General features: G+C 68.7%; 19 protein-coding genes and 1 pseudogene. 7 read left to right on the forward strand and 13 right to left on the reverse strand.

Annotation, left to right across the window (positions count from 1 at the left end):
• Positions 1 to 643 precede the first annotated feature (643 nt).
• From AOZ49_RS31685 to AOZ49_RS09750, 5 genes and pseudogenes are all read right to left on the reverse strand, one after another.
• Positions 644 to 976 (reverse strand): annotated as a pseudogene (locus tag AOZ49_RS31685) (DUF1016 N-terminal domain-containing protein); the annotation flags it as partial.
• Between the two features lie 173 nt (positions 977 to 1,149).
• Complete coding sequence (locus AOZ49_RS09735) at positions 1,150 to 1,977, reverse strand: ABC transporter permease subunit (protein WP_054474987.1); 828 nt, start codon at positions 1,975 to 1,977, stop codon at positions 1,150 to 1,152.
• Positions 1,970 to 2,806: a taurine ABC transporter ATP-binding protein gene (locus AOZ49_RS09740; protein ID WP_054430641.1), complete on the reverse strand. Its 837-nt coding sequence runs from the start codon at positions 2,804 to 2,806 to the stop codon at positions 1,970 to 1,972. The genes AOZ49_RS09735 and AOZ49_RS09740 overlap by 8 nt, the downstream gene beginning before the upstream one ends.
• Positions 2,807 to 2,895: 89 nt before the next feature.
• Positions 2,896 to 3,924, reverse strand: a complete 1,029-nt coding sequence (tauA, locus tag AOZ49_RS09745) for a taurine ABC transporter substrate-binding protein (protein WP_054430640.1) — start codon at positions 3,922 to 3,924, stop codon at positions 2,896 to 2,898.
• A 267-nt stretch (positions 3,925 to 4,191) separates the two neighbouring features.
• Entirely contained in the window at positions 4,192 to 5,031 is an 840-nt protein-coding gene (locus tag AOZ49_RS09750; protein ID WP_306670201.1) for a LysR family transcriptional regulator, read from the reverse strand.
• 102 nt (positions 5,032 to 5,133) lie between these two features.
• Here AOZ49_RS09750 and AOZ49_RS09755 point away from each other — a divergent pair, with 102 nt between their 5' ends.
• Positions 5,134 to 6,084 carry a DMT family transporter gene (locus AOZ49_RS09755; protein ID WP_054474989.1) on the forward strand — a complete coding sequence of 317 codons (951 nt, stop codon included), beginning with the start codon at positions 5,134 to 5,136 and terminating at the stop codon, positions 6,082 to 6,084.
• 73 nt (positions 6,085 to 6,157) lie between these two features.
• Here AOZ49_RS09755 and folE read toward each other — a convergent pair whose 3' ends face one another.
• The 3 genes from folE to AOZ49_RS09770 all read right to left on the reverse strand — a co-directional run bounded on the left by folE (position 6,158) and on the right by AOZ49_RS09770 (position 8,883).
• Positions 6,158 to 6,703: a GTP cyclohydrolase I FolE gene (gene folE / locus AOZ49_RS09760; protein ID WP_006395285.1), complete on the reverse strand. Its 546-nt coding sequence runs from the start codon at positions 6,701 to 6,703 to the stop codon at positions 6,158 to 6,160.
• A gap of 99 nt (positions 6,704 to 6,802) precedes the next feature.
• Positions 6,803 to 7,459: a response regulator gene (locus tag AOZ49_RS09765; RefSeq protein ID WP_054430637.1), complete on the reverse strand. Its 657-nt coding sequence runs from the start codon at positions 7,457 to 7,459 to the stop codon at positions 6,803 to 6,805.
• Positions 7,456 to 8,883, reverse strand: a complete 1,428-nt coding sequence (locus AOZ49_RS09770) for a cache domain-containing protein (protein ID WP_054430636.1) — start codon at positions 8,881 to 8,883, stop codon at positions 7,456 to 7,458. The genes AOZ49_RS09765 and AOZ49_RS09770 overlap by 4 nt, the downstream gene beginning before the upstream one ends.
• Positions 8,884 to 9,198: 315 nt before the next feature.
• On the opposite strand from AOZ49_RS09770, the gene AOZ49_RS09775 reads away from it, so the two are divergent.
• From AOZ49_RS09775 to AOZ49_RS09785, 3 genes are all read left to right on the forward strand, one after another.
• A complete protein-coding gene (locus tag AOZ49_RS09775; protein ID WP_054474991.1) occupies positions 9,199 to 11,286 on the forward strand; it encodes a carbon starvation CstA family protein in 2,088 nt (695 codons plus the stop codon).
• 17 nt (positions 11,287 to 11,303) lie between these two features.
• Positions 11,304 to 11,516, forward strand: coding sequence for a YbdD/YjiX family protein (locus AOZ49_RS09780; RefSeq protein ID WP_085943770.1), 213 nt, complete (start codon positions 11,304 to 11,306; stop codon positions 11,514 to 11,516).
• 132 nt (positions 11,517 to 11,648) lie between these two features.
• Positions 11,649 to 11,975, forward strand: coding sequence for a DMT family transporter (locus tag AOZ49_RS09785; protein WP_054430634.1), 327 nt, complete (start codon positions 11,649 to 11,651; stop codon positions 11,973 to 11,975).
• A 42-nt stretch (positions 11,976 to 12,017) separates the two neighbouring features.
• Here AOZ49_RS09785 and AOZ49_RS09790 read toward each other — a convergent pair whose 3' ends face one another.
• Positions 12,018 to 12,881 (reverse strand): DMT family transporter, encoded by an 864-nt coding sequence (locus AOZ49_RS09790; RefSeq protein ID WP_054474993.1) that lies wholly within the window; start codon positions 12,879 to 12,881, stop codon positions 12,018 to 12,020.
• Between the two features lie 116 nt (positions 12,882 to 12,997).
• Here AOZ49_RS09790 and AOZ49_RS09795 point away from each other — a divergent pair, with 116 nt between their 5' ends.
• Complete coding sequence (locus AOZ49_RS09795) at positions 12,998 to 14,392, forward strand: aminotransferase-like domain-containing protein (RefSeq protein ID WP_054474996.1); 1,395 nt, start codon at positions 12,998 to 13,000, stop codon at positions 14,390 to 14,392.
• Between the two features lie 25 nt (positions 14,393 to 14,417).
• Here the strand turns inward: AOZ49_RS09795 and AOZ49_RS09800 are convergent, their stop codons facing one another.
• Both AOZ49_RS09800 and AOZ49_RS09805 read right to left on the reverse strand, forming a co-directional pair.
• Complete coding sequence (locus tag AOZ49_RS09800; RefSeq protein WP_054474998.1) at positions 14,418 to 15,608, reverse strand: MFS transporter; 1,191 nt, start codon at positions 15,606 to 15,608, stop codon at positions 14,418 to 14,420.
• A 93-nt stretch (positions 15,609 to 15,701) separates the two neighbouring features.
• Positions 15,702 to 16,382: a DAPG hydrolase family protein gene (locus tag AOZ49_RS09805; RefSeq protein WP_054475000.1), complete on the reverse strand. Its 681-nt coding sequence runs from the start codon at positions 16,380 to 16,382 to the stop codon at positions 15,702 to 15,704.
• A gap of 126 nt (positions 16,383 to 16,508) precedes the next feature.
• Between AOZ49_RS09805 and AOZ49_RS09810 the strand changes: the two genes are divergently transcribed.
• Both AOZ49_RS09810 and AOZ49_RS09815 read left to right on the forward strand, forming a co-directional pair.
• Positions 16,509 to 17,177: a TetR/AcrR family transcriptional regulator gene (locus AOZ49_RS09810; protein WP_054475002.1), complete on the forward strand. Its 669-nt coding sequence runs from the start codon at positions 16,509 to 16,511 to the stop codon at positions 17,175 to 17,177.
• 155 nt (positions 17,178 to 17,332) lie between these two features.
• Entirely contained in the window at positions 17,333 to 17,884 is a 552-nt protein-coding gene (locus AOZ49_RS09815; protein WP_006395275.1) for a Dps family protein, read from the forward strand.
• A 90-nt stretch (positions 17,885 to 17,974) separates the two neighbouring features.
• Here AOZ49_RS09815 and AOZ49_RS09820 read toward each other — a convergent pair whose 3' ends face one another.
• Together AOZ49_RS09820 and AOZ49_RS09825 are read right to left on the reverse strand one after the other, a co-directional pair.
• Complete coding sequence (locus AOZ49_RS09820) at positions 17,975 to 18,475, reverse strand: hypothetical protein (RefSeq protein ID WP_082380379.1); 501 nt, start codon at positions 18,473 to 18,475, stop codon at positions 17,975 to 17,977.
• A gap of 203 nt (positions 18,476 to 18,678) precedes the next feature.
• Positions 18,679 to 19,476 (reverse strand): autotransporter outer membrane beta-barrel domain-containing protein (locus AOZ49_RS09825; protein WP_156355626.1); only part of this gene is annotated, 798 nt, incomplete at its 5' end.

The following is a 19,476-nucleotide window of genomic DNA, read 5'->3' on the forward strand; positions in this document are numbered from 1 at the left end:
CATTGCCGTTCCTTTGTGAACGGACTCTACATCGATTTCGTACTAACCACGGGGAGCAGGTCACGGGGATGGGGGGGGGGCTTCGTGCACGAGTGGTGTCGTGGCACATTGCTTGGATATGGGGTGATGAAGCAGCGACTATGTCTTCTGCTTGGGTGGGGGGCATCCTGTGAGGGCAGGCTGCCAGATGGTGCGTGGGGCCTAGAGTATCTACCCGTATACCATGCGTGCGAACGCTAGATGCGCACTAGTGGGGTTGGAGTGTGCTCGGTCGGAGTCGGTCAGGTGATGTTCCGCATGAGCATTCACTCCATCTGCTTAAGCTTGAAGCTCGTACACCCCTCTCTTGCTAGTCGATCGATACGTAGCGAGTCGCTAGTCTGCTCTTGCAGATTGCAGAGATAGAACCCTTTGCTCGGCCTCATCAATGAGTGCGTCAATTCGCGCCGAGTGTTCTTGGGGGGTCACGCAGTACGCCCGAAGTTCTCCACGCTTTTCCTTGATGTCCGTCCACCAAAAGGCGTCTCTTTCGTCGGCAGGCAGAAGGGCCTCTAAGCAAACGACTAGTCGCGTCTTCATGATTTCGTAGGCTATATGCAGTGGGGCGCGGGTTCAAGCACACAGACAGAAAGAACCACCTATTCTGGGAAATTGAGGGCTGGGGGTAGGTCAGGAAGAAGCGCCGCATGTTCTCCAGGTTATTGACGCCGAATCCTCTGCCGAACCGGACGCTCAGGTCGGTGGACAGTCGTTCGATCAACTGGTCGCCGTAGCCCGCGCGTTGTCTGCCTTTCTGCTCCGCCTCGACAATGCGGCGGCCGACATCCCAGTAGCTGGCCGTCATCAGGGCATTGACGTTGCGTGCGGCCGCCTGCCGTGCGGCATCAAGCAGTTCGACGATGCCGTCGTGAATACCTTCGTAGCCAGCAGGTGGGGCTAGTCGTTTTCCGGTTTCCGAAGGGGGCATTCTGGTCATGCTGTCATCTCCTTGGGATGCGGCGCATCGGCGATCCGTCGGGGCCGACACATGGCCCATGGGGGCGTGATGCACCGCATCATCTTGGACATCAACATAACGCAGGAAAGCGCGGCTGCGGGACGCACAGTGAGCTTTTGGTCCGCCTCGGATTGGCCCGCACAGGCTGACGTTCAAATCCGCCCCTTCCACGGAATCGCGAACTTCTCCAGATACCGCACCAGCAGATCGAAGGCGAAGGCGAACACCCCGATCACGATGATGCCCATGATGACCGTGTCGCTGGCCAGGAACTGCGCCGCGCTCAGCACCATGAAGCCCAGGCCGCGGTCCGCCGCCACCATTTCGGCGGCGACCAGGGTGGTCCAGCCGACGCCGATGCCGATGCGCATGCCGGTGAAGATCTCGGGCATGGCGGCCTTCAGGATCACGTGCCAGACGATCTGCGTGCGGGTGCCGCCCATGGCGTAGGCCGCGTGGATCTGCTCGATCGACACCGAGCGCACGCCGGCGCGCGCGGCGATCGCCATCGGCGCGAAGATGGCCAGGTAGATCAGCAGGATCTTGGGGAATTCGCCGATGCCGAACCAGATGATGATGAGCGGCAGGTAGGCCAGCGGCGGCAGCGGGCGGTAGAACTCGATCGGCGGATCGAAGATGCCGCGGGCGTAGCGGTTCACCCCCATCAGGATGCCGACCGGGATCGCGGTGGCGCAGGCCAGGAAGAAGGCCGAGAACACCCGCGTCAGGCTGGCCAGGGCGTGCTCGGCCAGGGTCGAGTTGGCCACGCCGTCGGTCATGGCGGACACGAACTTGCCGTACACCGCCTGCGGCGACGGCAGGAACAGCGGCTTGACCCAGCCGGCATTGGTGGCCAGGAACCACAGCGCCAGCAGCGCGATGCTGGTCAGCAGGCTGATGTGGCCGCTGTAGCCGGCCCCGGGCGCGCCGTAGACCTTGCCCGGCGCCGCGGGCCGACGGCCGCCCAGCCCGCTAGGCATGGACGGCCTGCGCGTCGGAGGCGGCGAGTTCGTCGCCGTAGATGATGCCGAGGACTTGTTCGCGCATGGCGATGAAGTCGGGACTTGATTTGATGCCGCGTCCATCGCGCGTCTCCAGGTAGCGCCGGTTGAAGTCCGGCTGGAAGGTGTGGGTGATGCGTCCGGGGCGCGGCGACATGACGATCAGCCGCGACCCCAGGAACAACGCCTCTTCCACGCTATGGGTGATGAAGAAGAACATCTTGCCGGTCTGGCGCCAGATATCCAGCAGCAGCTCCTGGATGGTCTCGCGCGTCAGCGCGTCCAGCGCGGCCATCGGCTCGTCCATCAGCAGCATGGCCGGATCGCAGGTCAGGGCGCGGGCGATGCCCACGCGCTGCTGCATGCCGCCGGACAGCTGGTAGATCATGTGGCGGTGGAAGTCCTTCAGTCCCACTAGCTCCAGGTTGCGGCGGGCGCGGGCGCGGCGCGTCTCCTTGTCCACGCCTTGCAGCTTGAGGCCGAATTCGGTGTTCTCCAGCACGTTCAGCCAGGGCAGCAGCGCGTGCTTCTGGAACACCACGCCGCGATCGGCGCCGGGGCCGGTGATGGGCCGCCCGCCGAGCGTGATCTCGCCGTCGGTCGGCGAGAGGAAGCCGGCCAGCAGGCTCAGCAAGGTGGTCTTGCCGCAGCCCGAGGCGCCCAGCGCGACGACGAATTCGCCGGGTTCGATGGTCAGGTTGACGTCCTGCAGCGCGATCACCGGCCCGCTGTCGTGCAGCCCGGGATAGGTGACGCTGACGTGGTCCGCGCGCAGGGCCTGCGCGGCGGGCGTGGCGGGTGAGGTCATGCGAGGTCCCCTTGCATGGTGCGGCGCCCGCGGCCAGGCGGGCGCCGGGAGCGGGCGCGGCTTGCGGCGCGCCCGGCGCATCGCCGCGGCTATTTGGCGGCCGCTTTGGCGTACTGGTCGGTGACGTGGGCGCTGTAGTCGCCCAGCGCCTTGTCGATCTGCTTCTGGTCCTTGAGGAACTTGGCGCTGGCGGCGAAGGCGCGCGCCGCGCCCGAGTCCTTGCCGCCGCCCAGCCACTGGGCCGAGGCCTGTTCCTGCGCGGTGGGGAAGGTCAGCAGCTTGAGCGCCTCGGCCACGTCATCCGGCTTGCCGCCGATCAGCTTGACGATACTCTTGACCTGGGCCGAATCGGCGGTCCAGGCGGCGGGGTTGGCGCGATAGGCCGCATACGACTTGGCCAGCACGCCGGTGAAGGCGGCCATGAACTTCGGGTTCTTGGCGGCCCAGGCGCGGTCCGCCACCAGGCCGTCGAAGGTCGGCACGCTGGCGTGGCCGATGGCTTCCGAATCGGCGATGACCTTGCCGCTCTTCTCGATCTCGGTCAGGGCGGGCGGCCAGACGTAGGCGGCGTCGATGTCGCCGCGCTGCCAGGCGGCGACGATCTGCGGCGGCTGCATGTTCAGGATGCGCACGTCGCGCGGGTTGATCTTCCAGACCTGCTCCAGGCCGACCAGCAGGTGGAAGTGCGAGGTCGATACGAACGGCGTGGCGACGCGCTTGCCCTTCAGGTCGGCGGTGCTGTTGATGCCGGAGCCGTTGCGCGCCACCAGCGCTTCCGATTTGCCGATGTTGTCCAGGATCCAGAACAGTTCCAGGTCGACGCCGCGGGTGGCCGCGGAGGTGATGCCGGTCGAGCCGAGCACGCCGACCGGCACGTTGCCCGAGGCCAGCGCGGTCGAGATGTCGCCGCCCGAGGTGAACTGGCGCCAGTCGACCTGGTAGCCGGCCTCTTTCAGGGCGGCGTCGAAGCTGCCGTCGGCGATGGCGGCCAGGAAGGGGCCGACAATGAGCTGGTAGCCCACGGTCAGGCGGGTCTGGGCGTAGGCGGGGGCGGCCAGCAGGGCGGCGGCCAGGCCGGCCAGGATGCTGCGGCGGATGAGGCGGTATAACGCGTTCATGGTGAGCTCCGGTAGGGAATGGGCCGCGCCCCGACGCGACCGGCTTGTGCCGGTGCGGCCTGTGGTGCCAGTTTGCCCGGATGGGGCCACAGCGCTAGGGCCAGATGCCGTATTCGATAGGAGCCAAGAAGGCCCCACCTTGGGGCGGACGTGGCCATCCCCGCGCGAAGGGCGGTCCAGGCGTCCTAAGTCTTTTGGCGGAGCGGGGTGGGCCGGGCAGGCCCTGGCCGACAGGTTCCGCCGTCATCGGCAATCCGGCGCGTCGCGCTAGAGCCTGAAATGCCGCCGGATGGTTTGCTCCAGCAGGTCGGCGGCCGGGTCGGTCTGCGCCGAGGTCGCGCGCAGCAGGACGATCTCATGCGCGGCAATGGCGGGCAGCGCAGCCAGCACCCGCATTGCGTTCGTCACCCGCGAGCGATCGATCAGGCTGACGGCCAGGCCCGACTCGACGCAGGCTTCGACCGCCTGGCTCGACGGACTGCTCAAGACCACCCGCCAGGCCAGGCCTGCGCGATCCAGGGCGGTCGTCATCGCCTCCCGGTAGGGGCAGTGCGCCGCGTGCAGGGCCAGTGGCACGGGATCGGGCAATGGCGCTTGCAGCCCGGCGCCACCCACCCAGACCGGCGTGGTCGAGGCCAGGGACTGCGCGTCCGGCCGCCGGGCCATCGCTTGCGCCGCCAGCGCCAGATGCAGGCGGCCGCGGCCGACCTGGTCACGCAATGCCAGGCTGGGCGCTGTCGTCACTTCCAGCACGACGTCCGGCCAGTCCGCGGCGAACAGCGGCAGGACGTCACGGATGACGTGGGCCGCGTACTCGTCGGGCAGGCCCAGCTTGATGCGCCCGGCAAGCGCCTTCCCCTGGATGCCGCCCAGCACCCGGTCGTGCACGCGCAGCAGCTCGGCCGTGCCGCCGAGGACGCGCTGGCCCAAGGGCGTCAGCGTCACCGATTGGTTGTCGCGCTCAAGCAGCCGGCCGCCGACCACGGCCTCCAGCCGCTGGATGTGGACGCTGACCGCCGCCGGACTGCGGTGGACATGTTCGGCGGCGGCGCGGAACTGTCCCAACCGGGCCACGGCATGGAAAGTGCGCAGCAGGTCGATATCCAATGATCGGCTCATGGTTTCGATTATGTGAACAAGATGGCAAATATATTTTGATTTATTTGATTATGGCGCGGCCTTAAGGTCAAGGTCATGAGGAAGCCGCCGATGACCCACCTTGCCACGTCCTGCGGGGATCCCCGCAACGCCACCGCCGCCGCGCCAACCGTGGCGCGGCCAGCCACGCCGGCCGCTGTGCCGCTGCTGGCGCTGGAGGCCGCGCTGGTCGTGACCTGGAGTTCCGGGTTCGTCGGCACGCGCTTTTCCATCGACCACGCCCCGGCCTTCCTGGTCGTGTTCTGGCGCTGCGTGGTGGTGGCGCTGGCGCTGCTGCCCTGGGTGACAGGCGAGTTGCGACGCACGCCGCCGGCGCTGTTGCTGCGCCATGGCGGCATCGGCCTGCTGGCGATGGCGGGTTACCTGGCGGGCGTCGCCAAGGGCATCGAGTACGGCGTGCCCGCGGGGTTGGCGGCACTGATCGCCGACCTCCTGCCGATCGGCACGGCGCTGCTTGGCGCGGGCCTGCTTGGCCAGCGCCTGCACAGGCGGGTCTGGCTGGGGTTGATGCTGGGATTGCTGGGCGTGATCCTGGTCACGCGCGATGCCCTGGCATGGGGCGAGACGCCGCTATGGACCTACGGCCTGCCGCTGCTGGGCATGCTGTCGCTGGCGCTGGCGACCCTGTGGCAGAAGCGGGCCGATTCCCCCGCGTCCATGGGGCTGCTGTCCAATCTGTGGTTGCAATGCGCCATCTCGGCGGCGGCCTTCGCCGCGCTGGCGGGCAGGGAAGGTAGCTTGCTGCCGGTTCCCAGCGCGGGGTTCGCACTCAGCGTGCTGTGGACGGCGGCGCTGTCCACGCTGGGCGGCTACGGCCTGTACTGGATCTGCCTGCGACGTTCGTCGCCCACCCGGGTCGCCAGCGTGCTGTACCTGAGCCCGGCGGTCACCCTGTTGTGGGCCTGGGCCATGTTCGACGAGCCGCTGTCGTGGCTGATGCTGCTGGGCACCGCGGTGTCGGGATGCGGCATCTGGATGGTCGTGCGGGGCGAGCGGCGCTAGCGCTTCATTGTCGCGCCAAGGCCGCCGGCCGGGTCTCCAGTGGCCCGGGCGGGGCGAGGCGCGTATCGGCGGTTCAGCGGATCAGGCTGAGGAACTCGGCGCGGGTCGACGGGTTGTCGTGGAACTCGCCCAGCATCACGGAGGTGACCATGGACGAATTCTGCTTTTCGACGCCGCGCATCATCATGCACATGTGCTGGGCCTCGATGACCACGGCCACGCCGGCGGCGCCGGTGACCGACTGCACCGCCTCGGCCACCTGGCGGCTGAGGTTTTCCTGGATCTGCAGGCGGCGGGCGTACATCTCGACGATGCGGGCCACCTTGGACAGGCCTAGCACCTTGCCGTTGGGCAGGTAGGCCACATGCGCCTTGCCGATGAAGGGCAGCATGTGGTGCTCACAGAGCGAATACAGCTCGATGTTCTTGACCAGCACGATCTCGCGCGTGTCGGAGGTGAACAGCGCGCCATTGACGATTTCATCCAGGTCCTGGGTGTAGCCGCGGCACAGGTGGCGCATGGCCTTGGCCGCGCGCGCCGGCGTGTCGGCCAGGCCTTCGCGGGACGGATCTTCCCCCAGGGCTTCGAGAATGGCGGTGTAGTGATTTTCCAATGACATGGGGACTCCTGGGGCTGCGCGCCGGCAACGGCGATGAACACGCAAGTCTACCCCAGCGCGGGCACGCCCCGCACCGGGGAGGCCCGACCGCCAGAGGGGTTATACGCCGCGGTTTTCGACCGCGTACTTGATCAGTTCGGCCTGGCCGTCGATGCCCAGCTTGCGCTTGATGTTCAGGCGGTGGGTTTCGACCGTGCGCACCGACAGGCCCAGCGCCTGGGCGATCTGCTTGTTGGCGTGGCCGCTGGCGATGTGGCGCAGCACGTCGCGCTCGCGCTGGGTCAGCAGGGTGGCCGGCGCGCTGGCCTGCGACAGGCGCAGCGACACGGCGGCGCTGAAATAGGTGCGGCCGGTCATGACCGCGTCGATGGCGGCCAGGATCTCCTGGGCCGGTTCGTCTTTCAGCAGGTAGCCGCGGGCGCCGGCGCGCACCGCCTGCACCATGTATTCGGCGTTGTCGTGCATCGACAGCACCAGCACGGCGATCTGCGGATAGCGTTCGTGCAGCTGCGCGGTCAGTTCCAGGCCGCCGACGCCGGGCATGTTCAGGTCCATCAGCGCCAGGTGCGGCAGGGCGCCGCCCTGCGGGTCCTCGGCCAGGCAGGCCTGCAGGAAGGCCAGGGCGGCGGCGGCGTTGCCGGCCTCGCCCACCACCTGCAGGTGGGGCACGGTCTCCAGGCGCAGGCGCAGGCCGTCGCGCACCAGCGGGTGGTCGTCGATCAGCAGCAGTCGGATGGGGGAGCTAGGGTCGGTCATGCGGGGCGGGAGGCGTCGGAGGCGTCTGAAGAGGGCGGCGGCAAGGGCAGCCAGGCCTGCAGGGTGGTGCCCTGGTCGGAGGTATGGAAACTGAGGCTGCCGGACAGCGCCGTCATGCGTTCGCGCATGTTGCGCAGGCCGATGCCGCGGCGCGGGTCCTGCTGCACCTCGGCGTAGTCGAACCCGCGGCCGTCGTCGTGGATGGTCAGGCGCAGGTCGCGTTCGGTGTAGGCCAGCGTCAGGTCGGCGCGGCGGGCGCCGGCGTGGCGCACGACGTTGGTCAGGGCTTCCTGGGTGACGCGGAACAGCGCGGTGGCGTAGGCGTCGGGCAGCTTCACCGGCCGGCCCTGGGTCGACAGGCGCACGGCCAGCGGGGCCGCGCCGTGCTGGCTGGCGCCGGCGAATTCGCGGCCCAGGTGTTCGAGCGCGGCCGGCAGGCCCAGGTCGTCCAGCAGGGTGGGGCGCAGGTTGTGCGAGATGCGGCGCACCTCGCCCACGGCGGTGTTGAGGCGGTCGAGCGCGCCGCCCAGCGGCGTGTCGATGTGCGCCAGCGCGCGCGGCTCGGCCCCCAGGGCCTGGCGCAATCGCTCGCGCGCGGCCTCCAGCGCCAGCTTGATCGACACCAGCACCTGGCTGATGCCGTCGTGCAGTTCGCGCGACAGGCGGGCCCGTTCGTCTTCCTGCGAGCGCACCAGCTGCTGCGCCATCAGCCGCAGCTTGGCGTCGGACTGGCGGTGGTCGCTGATATTGAGCGCCAGGCCGCAGGCCGCCACCCCCAGGATCGAGACCGCCGCGATGCCGGCGACCCAGGCGAACATGTCGCGGATGTTGGACTGGGCGGCGGCGTCGATGTGCGCCAGGGTCTGCTCGACGTCGTCCAGGTAGATGCCGGTGCCCAGCATCCAGCCCCAGCGTTCCAGCACCACCACGTAGCCGAGCTTCTCCACCGTCTGGTGGGTCGAGGGCTTTTCCCACAGGTAGTGCACCGCCTCGCCCTGGCTGCCGCCGCGGCGGGCCGCCGTCAGCAGGTTCTGGATCACCGGCTGGCCGCGGGTGTCGCGCAGGCTCCAGAGGTCCTGGCCGACCAGTTCCGGCTGGCGCGGGTGCATCAGGTTCTTGCCGTGCAGGTCGTAGACGAAGAAATAGCCGTCGTGGCCGAACTCCATCTGCGCCAGCAGCGCCAGCGCGCGCTCGCGGGCGGCGTCGCCGTCGCTGGCGTCCTGCAGCGGGGCGATGGCGCTGTAGGCCAGGCTGACGTAGTGGCGCAGCTCGCTTTCCTTGCTGCCGAGCCAGGCGCTTTCCACCACTTCCTTTTCGCGCTGGGCCAGTTGCAGGCCCTGCACGTAGACGGCCACGGCGATGGCCGCCAGCGCCACCAGCAGGGGGACGGCGGCCAGCAGCAGGATTTTCAGGCGCAGCTTCATCAGGGGATTTGTATCAGCGCGGGAGGCGCGTGTTGCGGTGCATCAAGGGTATCGGGCCACGCCGGACGGGCGGGTGTGCCGCCGATTTTACGATCGCGGCGCAAATATGCTGCGGCGCTTTCCGTAGTACCACGTAGCGCGATTGCGTAGTTCCGCGCTTGTTGCGTCCAGGTCAAACCGAAATACTAACGCCCGCGTCGACCGGACGCCGCGTGGACGTTCGCGTCCGCCACCCTACAACAATGAGTCTGCCCACCCGCGGGACGAAAAAAGCGTTGCACGCCAAAAGCATGGCGGGAGGCAAGAGGAGCACTTATGCATACCAGCAGTAAGGGACTGGGTCAGCACCTGGTCTGGCTGGCGGTTGCGGTATTGGGCGCGTTCGCGCTCGGCACCGTGGCGCTGGCCAGAGGGGAGACCATCAATGCGCTATGGGTGGTGATTGCCGCCGTCTGCGTGTACTTGATCGCATACCGCTATTACAGCCGCTTCATCGCCAACAAGGTGTTCCGCCTTGATCCGACGCGCATGACGCCGGCCTGGAAGCACAACGACGGCCTGGACTACGTCCCGACCAACAAGCACGCGCTGTTCGGCCACCACTTCGCCGCCATCGCCGGCGCCGGCCCCCTGGTCGGCCCGGTGCTGGCCGCGCAGATGGGCTACCTGCCCGGCATGCTGTGGATCCTGGCCGGCGTGGTGTTCGCCGGCGCCGTGCAGGACTTCACCATCCTCTTCATCTCGACGCGCCGCGACGGCCGTTCGCTGGGCGACCTGGTCAAGTCCGAGCTGGGCAAGATCCCGGGCGTGATCGCGCTGTTCGGCGCCTTCATGATCATGGTCATCATCCTGGCGGTGCTGGCGCTGATCGTGGTCAAGGCCCTGACGCACTCGCCGTGGGGCACCTTCACGGTGGCCGCCACCATCCCCATCGCGCTCTTCATGGGCGTGTACCTGCGCTACATCCGCCCGGGCAAGATCGGCGAAGTGTCCATCATCGGCTTCGTCGGCCTGATGGCCGCCATCACCTTCGGCCAGGACGTGGCCGCGCATCCGGTCATCGGCCCGATGTTCGACTTCGACGGCAAGGGCCTGACCTGGATCCTGATCGTCTACGGCTTCATCGCCTCGGTGCTGCCCGTGTGGCTGCTGCTGGCCCCGCGCGACTACCTGTCGACCTTCCTGAAGATCGGCACCATCGTCGGCCTGGCCATCGGCATCGTGGTGGTCGCGCCCGAGCTGAAAATGCCGGCGCTGACGCAGTTCGTGGACGGCTCCGGTCCGGTGTGGTCGGGCAACCTGTTCCCGTTCCTGTTCATCACCATCGCCTGCGGCGCGGTGTCGGGCTTCCATGCCCTGATCTCGTCGGGCACCACGCCCAAGCTGATCGAGAACGAAACCCAGGCCCGCTACATCGGTTACGGCGGCATGCTGATGGAATCGTTCGTCGCCATCATGGCGCTGGTGGCCGCTTGCGTGATCGAGCCGGGCATCTACTACGCCATGAACAGCCCGGCGGCCGTCATCGGCACCACGCCCGACCAGGTCGCCCAGGTGGTGTCCAGCTGGGGCTTCGTGATCACCCCGGCCGACCTGGTGCAGACCGCCAAGGACGTCGGCGAGAGCACCATCATCTCGCGCGCCGGCGGCGCGCCGACGCTGGCCGTGGGCATGGCGCATATCCTGCACCAGGCCATCGGCGGCCCCAGCATGATGGCGTTCTGGTACCACTTCGCCATCCTGTTCGAGGCGCTGTTCATCCTGACGGCCGTGGACGCCGGCACCCGCGCGGGCCGCTTCATGCTGCAGGACCTGCTGGGCACCTTCGCTCCGTCGCTCAAGCGCACCGAGTCGCTGCCCGCCAACCTGATCGCCACCGGTCTGTGCGTGGCGGCCTGGGGCTACTTCCTGTACCAGGGCGTGGTCGATCCGCTGGGCGGCATCAACACGCTGTGGCCGCTGTTCGGCATCGCCAACCAGATGCTGGCCGCGATCGCGCTGACGCTGGGCACCGTGGTGCTGTTCAAGATGAAGCGCGACCGCTACGCCTGGGTCACCGTGCTGCCCACGCTGTGGCTGCTGGCGTGCACCCTGACCGCCGGCTGGCAGAAGCTGTTCCATGCCGACCCCAAGGTCAGCTTCCTGTCGCACGCGGCCAAGTACAACGCCGCCATCGCCGAAGGCAAGGTGCTGGCCCCGGCCAAGTCGCTGGCGGAAATGTCGCGCGTGGTGCTGAACGACTACATCAACGCCGGCCTGTGCGCGATCTTCATGTTCGTGGTGGTCAGCATCGTGGTGTTCGGCATCCGTTCGGTGCAGCGCGCCCGCGCCGAGAACCAGCCGACCGCGCGCGAAACGCCCTACGAAACCCTGCCGGCCCCCGTCGCCGCGGGCGCGGACTGACGCAAGGAGGCGCCGCCATGCTGTTTTCCAACATGACTTCGGCGGCCGGCGCCGCCGGCCGCTACCTGGGCCAGACGCTCAGGCTGATGGTCGGCGTGCCCGACTATGAAACCTACGTCGAGCACATGCGGCGCACCCATCCCGACCAGGAGCCGATGAGCTACGAGGACTTCTTCCGCGAGCGGCAGGACGCCCGCTACGGCGGCAAGAAACGCATCGGCTGCTGCTGACGGAACCCGAGGGTCCGTTGACCGCAACGCAACAGGCGCCGGCTTTGTCCGGCGCCTTTTTTCTGGCCAGCCGCGGCCATGCCTTACGGTATATTCCGCTTTTTGGTGCGTCGCAATAAAAAGGGGAACGGCATGGGATGGATCTATCTGGCGCTGGCGGGGGTGGCGGAGGTGTTCTACGCCGCCGCGATGCCCAGGACCGACGGTTTCACCCGGCTCGGCCCCAGCCTGTTCTGCATCCTGTTCATCGGCATCAGTATGTACCTGCTGTCGCTGGCGACGCGCACCATCCCGGTCGGCACGGCCTATGCCGTGTGGGTCGGGATCGGCGCGGTCGGCACTGCCGTGTATGGCTCGCTGTTCCTGGGCGAGGACCGCAGTTTCCTGCGGCTGATGTGTTTCGTCCTGATCATTTCGGGCATCGTCGGCCTCAAGGCGCTGGCGCCCGCCAAGGACTGAGCGCGGCGCACCGCGCCCCGCCTGGCCTGGCGCGATGCGCGCTCAGCGGGCGTGCTTCTTGGCCCCGGCCACGCAGATCACGGCGGCCAGCGTCACCAGCAGCATGCCCCAGCTGACCTGCTCGTGCAGCAGCAGCGCCGCCAGGCCCAGGCCCATGAAGGGCTGGAACAGCTGCAACTGGCCCACCGCCGCGATGCCGCCCTGGGCCAGGCCGCGGTACCAGAACACGAAGCCGATCAGCATGCTGAACAGCGACACATAGGCCAGGCCGATCCAGCCGGCCGGGGTGACCTGCGCGAACGAGGGCGGCCAGGTGAGCAGCGTCAGCGGCAGCATCACCGGCAGCGACAGCACCAGCGCCCAGCTGATGACCTGCCAGCCGCCCAGCGTGCGCGACAGCTTGGCGCCTTCGGCGTAGCCCATGCCGCAGACCACGATGGCCGCCAGCATCAGCAGGTCGCCCTTGAGCGACACGTCCAGGCCGCCCGTCAGCGCGTAGCCCACCACGAAGGCCGCGCCCGCCACCGAGAACAGCCAGAAGGCCGGCTTCGGCCGTTCGCCGCCGCGCAGCACCGCGAAGATGGCGGTGGACAGCGGCAGCAGGCCGAGGAATACGATCGAGTGCGCCGAGGTGACGTGCTGCAGCGCCAGCGCGGTCAGCAGCGGAAAGCCCAGCACCACGCCGATGGCCGTCAGCGCCAGCGCGGGCAGGTCCGCGCGCCGCGGGCGCGGCTGGCGCAGCAGCCGCAGCAGGGCCCAGCCCAGCAGGGCGGCGATGGTGGCGCGGGCGCCGGTCAGGAAAATGGGATCGAGTTGCGCCACCGCCACCCGGGTCGCCGGCAGGGAGCCGGCGAAGATCGCCACGCCGATGAAACCATTGATCCAGTCGCTTGTCGCCTTGTCCATCCACTGCTCCGCGCAAAGCGTTCAGTGAATCATCCGGGCGCCGGATTCCCCAGAGACAGTCCAGTACAATTTAAAATAACTGTTATGCAAAACAGTCCAGTACGGATGGAGGCGAAATGACATCAGGCGGCACCCGGATCGAGGCGGTCATGGCGCAGGTGCGGTCGCGCATCGCATCGCGCGCGTATTCGCCGGGCGCGCGCCTGCCGTCGGTGCGGGCGCAGGCCGGCGCGATGGGCTTGTCGGTGTCGACGGTGGTGGAGGCCTATGAGCGGCTGGCGGCGGAAGGCAGCATCACGTCGCGGCCGGGTTCGGGCTTCTACGTCGCCGGCCCGGTGGCGCCGCTCGCGCTGACCGAGATCGGCCCCAAGCTGGACCGCGAGATCGATCCGCTGCGGGTCTCGCGCCAGTCGCTGGAGGCCGCGCCCGACGCGCTGCGGCCCGGCTGCGGCTGGCTGCCGGCCGACTGGATGTACGAGCCGGGTATCCGCCGCGCCTTGCGCGCGCTGGCCAAGGCCGATTCGGTGGCGCTGACCGAATACGCCACGCCGCTCGGCCATCCCGGGCTGCGCCAGGTGCTGTCGCGGCGCCTGGCCGCCGCCGGCATCGAGACGGCGCCCGAGCAGCTCATGCTGACCGAGTCCGGCACCCAGGCGATCGACCTGATCTGCCGGTTCCTGCTGGAGCCGGGCGATACGGTGCTGGTCGACGATCCCTGCTATTTCAATTTCCACGCCTTGCTCAAGGCGCACCGCGCCCGCGTGGTCAGCGTGCCATACACGCCGAACGGGCCCGACGTGGCGCGTTTCGAGGCGGCGCTGCGCGAGCACGCGCCGCGCCTGTACATCACCAATTCGGGCATCCACAACCCCACCGGCGCCACGCTGTCGCCACTGGTGGCGCATCGGCTGCTCAAGGCCGCCGACGGCGCGGGGCTGGTGATCGTGGAAGACGACATCTTCGCCGACTTCGAACATGCGCCGGCGCCGCGTCTGGCCGCTTTCGACGGCCTGTCGCGCGTCATCAAGATCGGCAGCTTCTCCAAGACCGTGTCGGCCTCGCTGCGCTGCGGCTTCATCGCGGCGCGGGCCGACTGGATCGACAGCCTGGCCGACCTGAAGATCGCCACCACGTTCGGCGGCGGACGGCTGGCGGCCGACGTGGTGTTCCGCACCCTGACCGACAGCGGCTACCGCAAGCACATGGAGTGGGTGCGGCAGCGGCTGGCCGAGGAGCGCGACAACGCCACCGCGCGCCTGCGGGCGCTCGGCATCGTGCCGTGGCTCCAGCCGAAGGCGGGCATGTTCCTGTGGTGCCGGCTGCCGGCCGGCATCGACGCCGCGACGGTGGCGCGCGCCTGCCTGCGCGACGGCGTGGTGCTGGCGCCGGGCAACGCCTTCAGCGTGTCGCTGAGCGCGGGCGACTGCCTGCGCTTCAACGTGGCCCAGTCCACCGATCCGCGCGTGTTCGAGACGCTGGTGCGGGCGCTGGCCATGGCGCGCAAGGCGTGAGCCGTCCCGCGGATGCGTCCGCGCGCTAGGAGTTTTTGGCCGGCGCGTCCCGGCGCGCCCGTTTCTCGGCGGCCAGCACCAGCGGAATGGCGCAGGCCGCGCACAGCGCCATCACCAGGAAGCCGCCCGGCGCGTAGCCGCGATACAGCGCGCCGCCCAGCTGGATGCTGCCGAACATGAACACGCCGCCCGACAACAGCGCATAGAGGGCGATGGCCGAGGTCTTGCAGGCCGCCGGCACGCGGCGCGCGATGTACCACATGATGGCGGCATTGTTGCCGGCCAGCGTGAAGCATTGCAGCACCTGCAGCGCCGCGATCCAGGCCGGGTCGGTGGTGGCCGACAGGCCGGCCCAGCGCAGCGCCGTCATGGCGGCCGAAACCAGGATCAGCCATTGGGCGCCGATCCGCGCCAGCACCTTGGGCGCGAGGAAGAAGAACAGCACCTCGCTGGCCACGCCCACCGCCCACAGCATCGATATCAGCGCCGTCGACAGGCCGCGGTCGGTCCAGTAGAGCGTGGAATACGAATACAGGAAGCCGTTGCTGGCCTGCACCAGCGAGGCGGCGCCGATGCACAGCAGCAGCGGCCGGTCGCGCAGGATCTCGCGCATCGGCAGCCGCACGCGCTCGGCCGGCGCCTCCTCGGCGCTCGGGCGGGCGGCCTGCGGCAACAGGCGCACGCAGGCCAGGCAGGCGACGATCAGCAGGATCGACAGCCACATCACCCAATCGGCGTCGAAGGTCTTGATGAGGTAGCCGCCGGCCACCGTGACCAGCGCGAAGCCGAGCGAGCCGCAGGCGCGGATGATGGTGTAGGAATTGCCCTGGCCGCGGCCGCTGGCGATGGCCATGCGGTCCAGCAGCGGCAGCACCGCCGGGAACACGGCGTTCAGCAGCAGGGTGACGGCGAACAGCCAGGCGGGCGCCGCGCTGAACGGGTAGCAGATGAACAGCGCCAGCGAAGCGGCCAGCGCGGCGAAGATCAGCCCGTGCACGCCGCCGCGCTGGTCGGCCACGTGCGCCACCACCGGCGTCGACAGGATCTTGGGCAGGAACGAGGTCGCCACGATCAGGCCGATCAGCGCCGGATCGAGGCCGCGGCTGGCGAACCACAAGGGAAGGAACGGGATGCTGACGCCCTGCAAGCCGTAGTACAGGAAGTAGAACCCATGCAGGGCGATAGCGCCTTGCCGGGCGTCGGGGTTGCCGCGCATAGCGATGTGACAGGAGTGTGGCCGGTGTGAAGCGCCGTAGCATACTCCTTCCGCCGGGCCGGCTCCGGCCCCGTTGCCCGGGGCCCGGCGGCGCTACCAGGGCAGGGGCGCCGCCTCGCCGTTGGCATGCTCGCCGTAATAGATCGACGGCAGGAAGCGCGACAGGAAGGTGAACTCCGTATAGCAGTGGCGCAGCAGGTTCAGCCCGAGCGCGTCCGGCACCTCCTGTTCCGGCCGCTCGCTCGACAGCCCCAGGTAGAAGCGGCTGCGCAGCACGCAGCCGAACGGCGTGTCGCGCGTCAGGTGGATCATCTGGCCGTCCATCGGATCGCCGTCCGCGTCCAGCTGGACGTGGTCGCCGAAGCCGATGCGGGCGTAGACGGCCGCCGACACGTCCTGCTTGTCCTGGGCCGCGCGCAGGCGCTCGGCGTCGAAGGCTTCGGCGGGCGCATGGAACTTCAGCCTGGCCGCCACCGGCGGCAGGTCGGCCAGCGATTCGACCGCGTGGATCGAGGCGCCGATGTAGTTTTCGCCGCGGCGCCAGGCGCCGTCCCAGCCGCGATGCTCGACGTGGTCCTGCGGATGCCACCACTTGATGTGCTGGGTGGTCTGGAAGAACTTGAACCACCAGTCGAACATGCGGCCCTTGCAGCCGTGCAGGTCGGTGCGCGCGGCCACCACCAGGCCGCCGCCGGGCAGCCGCGTGATGCCGGTTTCGAGGTGTAGCGGCGCGGGGTCGAGCAGGGTGTCCATGTCGGCGGCGATATGCGCCATGTCGGGGTGAGAGGGGGGGCATCGTGGCGCTTTCCGGTAATGGGGAAAGCGGATTCTACAATAAAGAAACGTTATTCGTTTCCAAAATAATCGCAGCGTGTAAGATCGCACCTCAACCACAGGAGCATCGCCCGACCGTGGCATCGTCCCCCCCCGCCGCGTCCGCGCGGCCGTCCCGCCCGGCCCGACGCCGAACTGCGCGCGGCCGCGCTGGAGGCCGCCACCTGGCTGCTGCTGAACGAAGGCTATGCGGCGGCCACGCTGGAGGCGGTGGCCAGGCGCGCCGGCATGGCCAAGAAGACCGTCTATCGTTTCGCCGCCAACCGCGAGGACCTGGTGGCGCAGGTGGTGCGCGGCTGGACCGACACCTTCGTGCCGGTCATGGCGCAGGAGGTCGGCGGCGCCGCCGACGTGCTGCCGGCGTTGGCGCGGGTGCTGCAGGCGATCGCCGACCGCGCGCTGTCGGCCGAGGCGGTGGGCATGTTCCGGCTGTTGACCGCCGACTTTCCGGCGCGCGCGGCGCTGCTGGCCGTCTACCAGGAAAACGGCATCGAGCGCGGCACCGCGCTGCTGGCCGGGTGGTTCGAGAAACTCGCCGCGCGCGGCTTGATCCGTATCAAGGAACCGCGCGCCACGGCCGGCCTGCTGCTGGCCATGACCATCGCCGAACCGCTGCGGCAGATGGCGCTGGGACTGGCGCAGCCACTGCCGCAGGGCTCGATCGCGGATCGCATCCAGGCTTGCGTGGCGCTGTTCTCCGGCCAGGGCAGGGTGTTCGAGGTTCTGCCGGACTAGTGCCGGCGTCACGCCCGTCGGGGCGGTGGCATTCAGCCTGGCGCCAGCCGCGCGCGGCCTTTGCCAAAGCGCGCCCACGGCATTACCCTGGAAAGTCGCGGTGTGAACGATCGCGCCGCGCGTGTTTTCCGAATCATTTCCAGGAGCTGCGATTCATGGCCAAGAAACTGAATGAGAAGACCACCAAGGCGGCGAAGACGCTGCGCAAGCGCCCGCTGGCGACCCCCACCGATCTGGCCGCCGCCGCCACCCGCGATATTTCCGCGGTGTTGAACCAGGTGTTGGCCGATGTGTTCGCGCTGTACCTGAAGACCAAGAATTTCCACTGGCACGTCAGCGGTCCGCACTTTCGCGATTACCACCTGCTGCTGGACGAGCAGGGCGACCAGCTGTTCGCCATGACCGATCCCATCGCCGAACGCATCCGCAAGATCGGCGGCACCACGTTGCGGTCGATCGGGCATATCTCGCGCTCGCAGCGCATCGCCGACAACGATGCCGATTACGTCCAGCCGCTGGACATGCTGGCCGAGCTGCGCGAAGACAACAAGACTCTGGCGGCCTCGCTGCGCGAAGCCCACAACGTCACCGACGAGCATCGCGACATCGCCAGCTCCAGCCTGATCGAGAACTGGATCGACGAGACCGAGCGGCGCACCTGGTTCCTGTTCGAGGCCAGCCGCCAGGGCGACAGCACGGGCCATTGAGCGGCGTTTGCGGCCATTCCCGGCCCTTGTATCGGGGCCGGGAGATGGGCGGACGGGTGATGGCGGGACGAAGGTCAGGCCGCCGGCGCGTCAGCCCTCGCGCCCAAATCCGCCGCGGGCCCATTCCGAGGCCCGCTGCACGCTCAGCCTGTAGGTGGGCGCCACGTGGATTTCGGCCAGCTGTTCGCCGGATTCGTCATAGGCGCTGAGCACGGCATAGGGCTCGTCTTCGTCGGGAACGATATCCAGCTTGACGGTCAGGCGGCCGGCGGCCGCGTCGATCTTCACGCTCTTGTGCAGCGTCGCGTGCAATTGCTGCTCGTGACGGCGCAGGACTTCGTTGGCGGTCTTGACCAGGGTGTGGAAGGCGGGGGCGTCGAGCGGCTTGGGGTTCTTCTTGTCGCGGCCCATGGTCCATGGGCCCACCAGGGCCGGTTCGGCCTGTCCGTCCAGGGTCATCTCGACGGCCCAGCCGTCGTCGTCTTCGTTCTTGATGATGCGGGCGGTCCAGCCATCATCGCGCCACAGCGTGGCTTGGTGTTCCTTGCGGTATTCGGCGTCGCCGTCGTCCGGCATGCGGGTGTCGTTCACTACGGTGCTTTTCCTGGGTGCATGGGTTCGCGGCCTCGCGGGCGCGGTTGCCGCGCCAGACCGAAGAGATCATGGGAGAGCAGGGCGGAGGTCCGGATGCCCGGATGATTCCGTCTGCCCCCCGCACTGTAGCGCAATGCGCGCGGGCGTTCCCGGCGCGGCGGGCGCCGCGGTCGCGACGCCCGCGTGCTTGCGGCGCTGTCCTAGAAGCGCACGGCCAGCTTGAGCAGGCCCGACTGCTGGCGGTTGCCGCCGCCGAACTGCGCGTCATAGGCGACGCCGGCGGTGGTGTTGCGGGCGAGCGCGATTTCGGCGCCCAGCCCGACCACCGCGGCGTTCTTGGCGATCGGCACGCCGCGCACCGAGAACGTGCTGCCGCCGTCGAAGGCCAGTTGCTGGCTGGGCGTGACGTCGCCCATGGCGTGGCGCCAGCCCAGCGAGGCGGTCAGGCGGCCCGGCGCGCCGCTGGACTCGAACTGCCAGGCGCCGCGCACGCCCAGCGTGCTGCTGGTCACGTCGTCGGTGCGGCCCTTGCCGCGCAGGGCGGCCGATCCGCCCGATTCCTCGAAATCACGCGTGCGCAGCTGGTTCCAGGCCAGGCCGGCATAGGGTTCGATGCTGTAGGCATCGTTCAGCGGCAGGTGGTAGCCGAGTTCGCTGAACAGCTGCGTCGACGAGGCGCGGTAGGACGACTCCAGGCGCTGGTTCAGGCTGCCGGCCGCGACGTCGCGCTTGGTGTTGATGTCGTGCCAGGTGTAGGCGGCGCCGGCCATGAAGCGGATGTGGCCGGGACCGGCCTGGAAATTGCGGCCGCCGAACAGCGAGGCGGTGTAGCTGTCGACGTCGGTGCGCGAGGCGGAATCGGTGAGCGAGCTGTGGCTGCCGGTGTAGCCGACCGCGCCGCCCAGGCGCCAGCCGCCGCCGACCGCGCCATCGCCGCCGACGAACAGGCCGCCGGACGATTGGTTGACGCGCGAGGCGTTGCCGTCGCCGGCGAAGGT

Origin of the sequence: Achromobacter sp. 2789STDY5608615, from assembly GCF_001298995.1 — a bacterium.
GTDB lineage: Bacteria > Pseudomonadota > Gammaproteobacteria > Burkholderiales > Burkholderiaceae_B > Achromobacter > Achromobacter insuavis.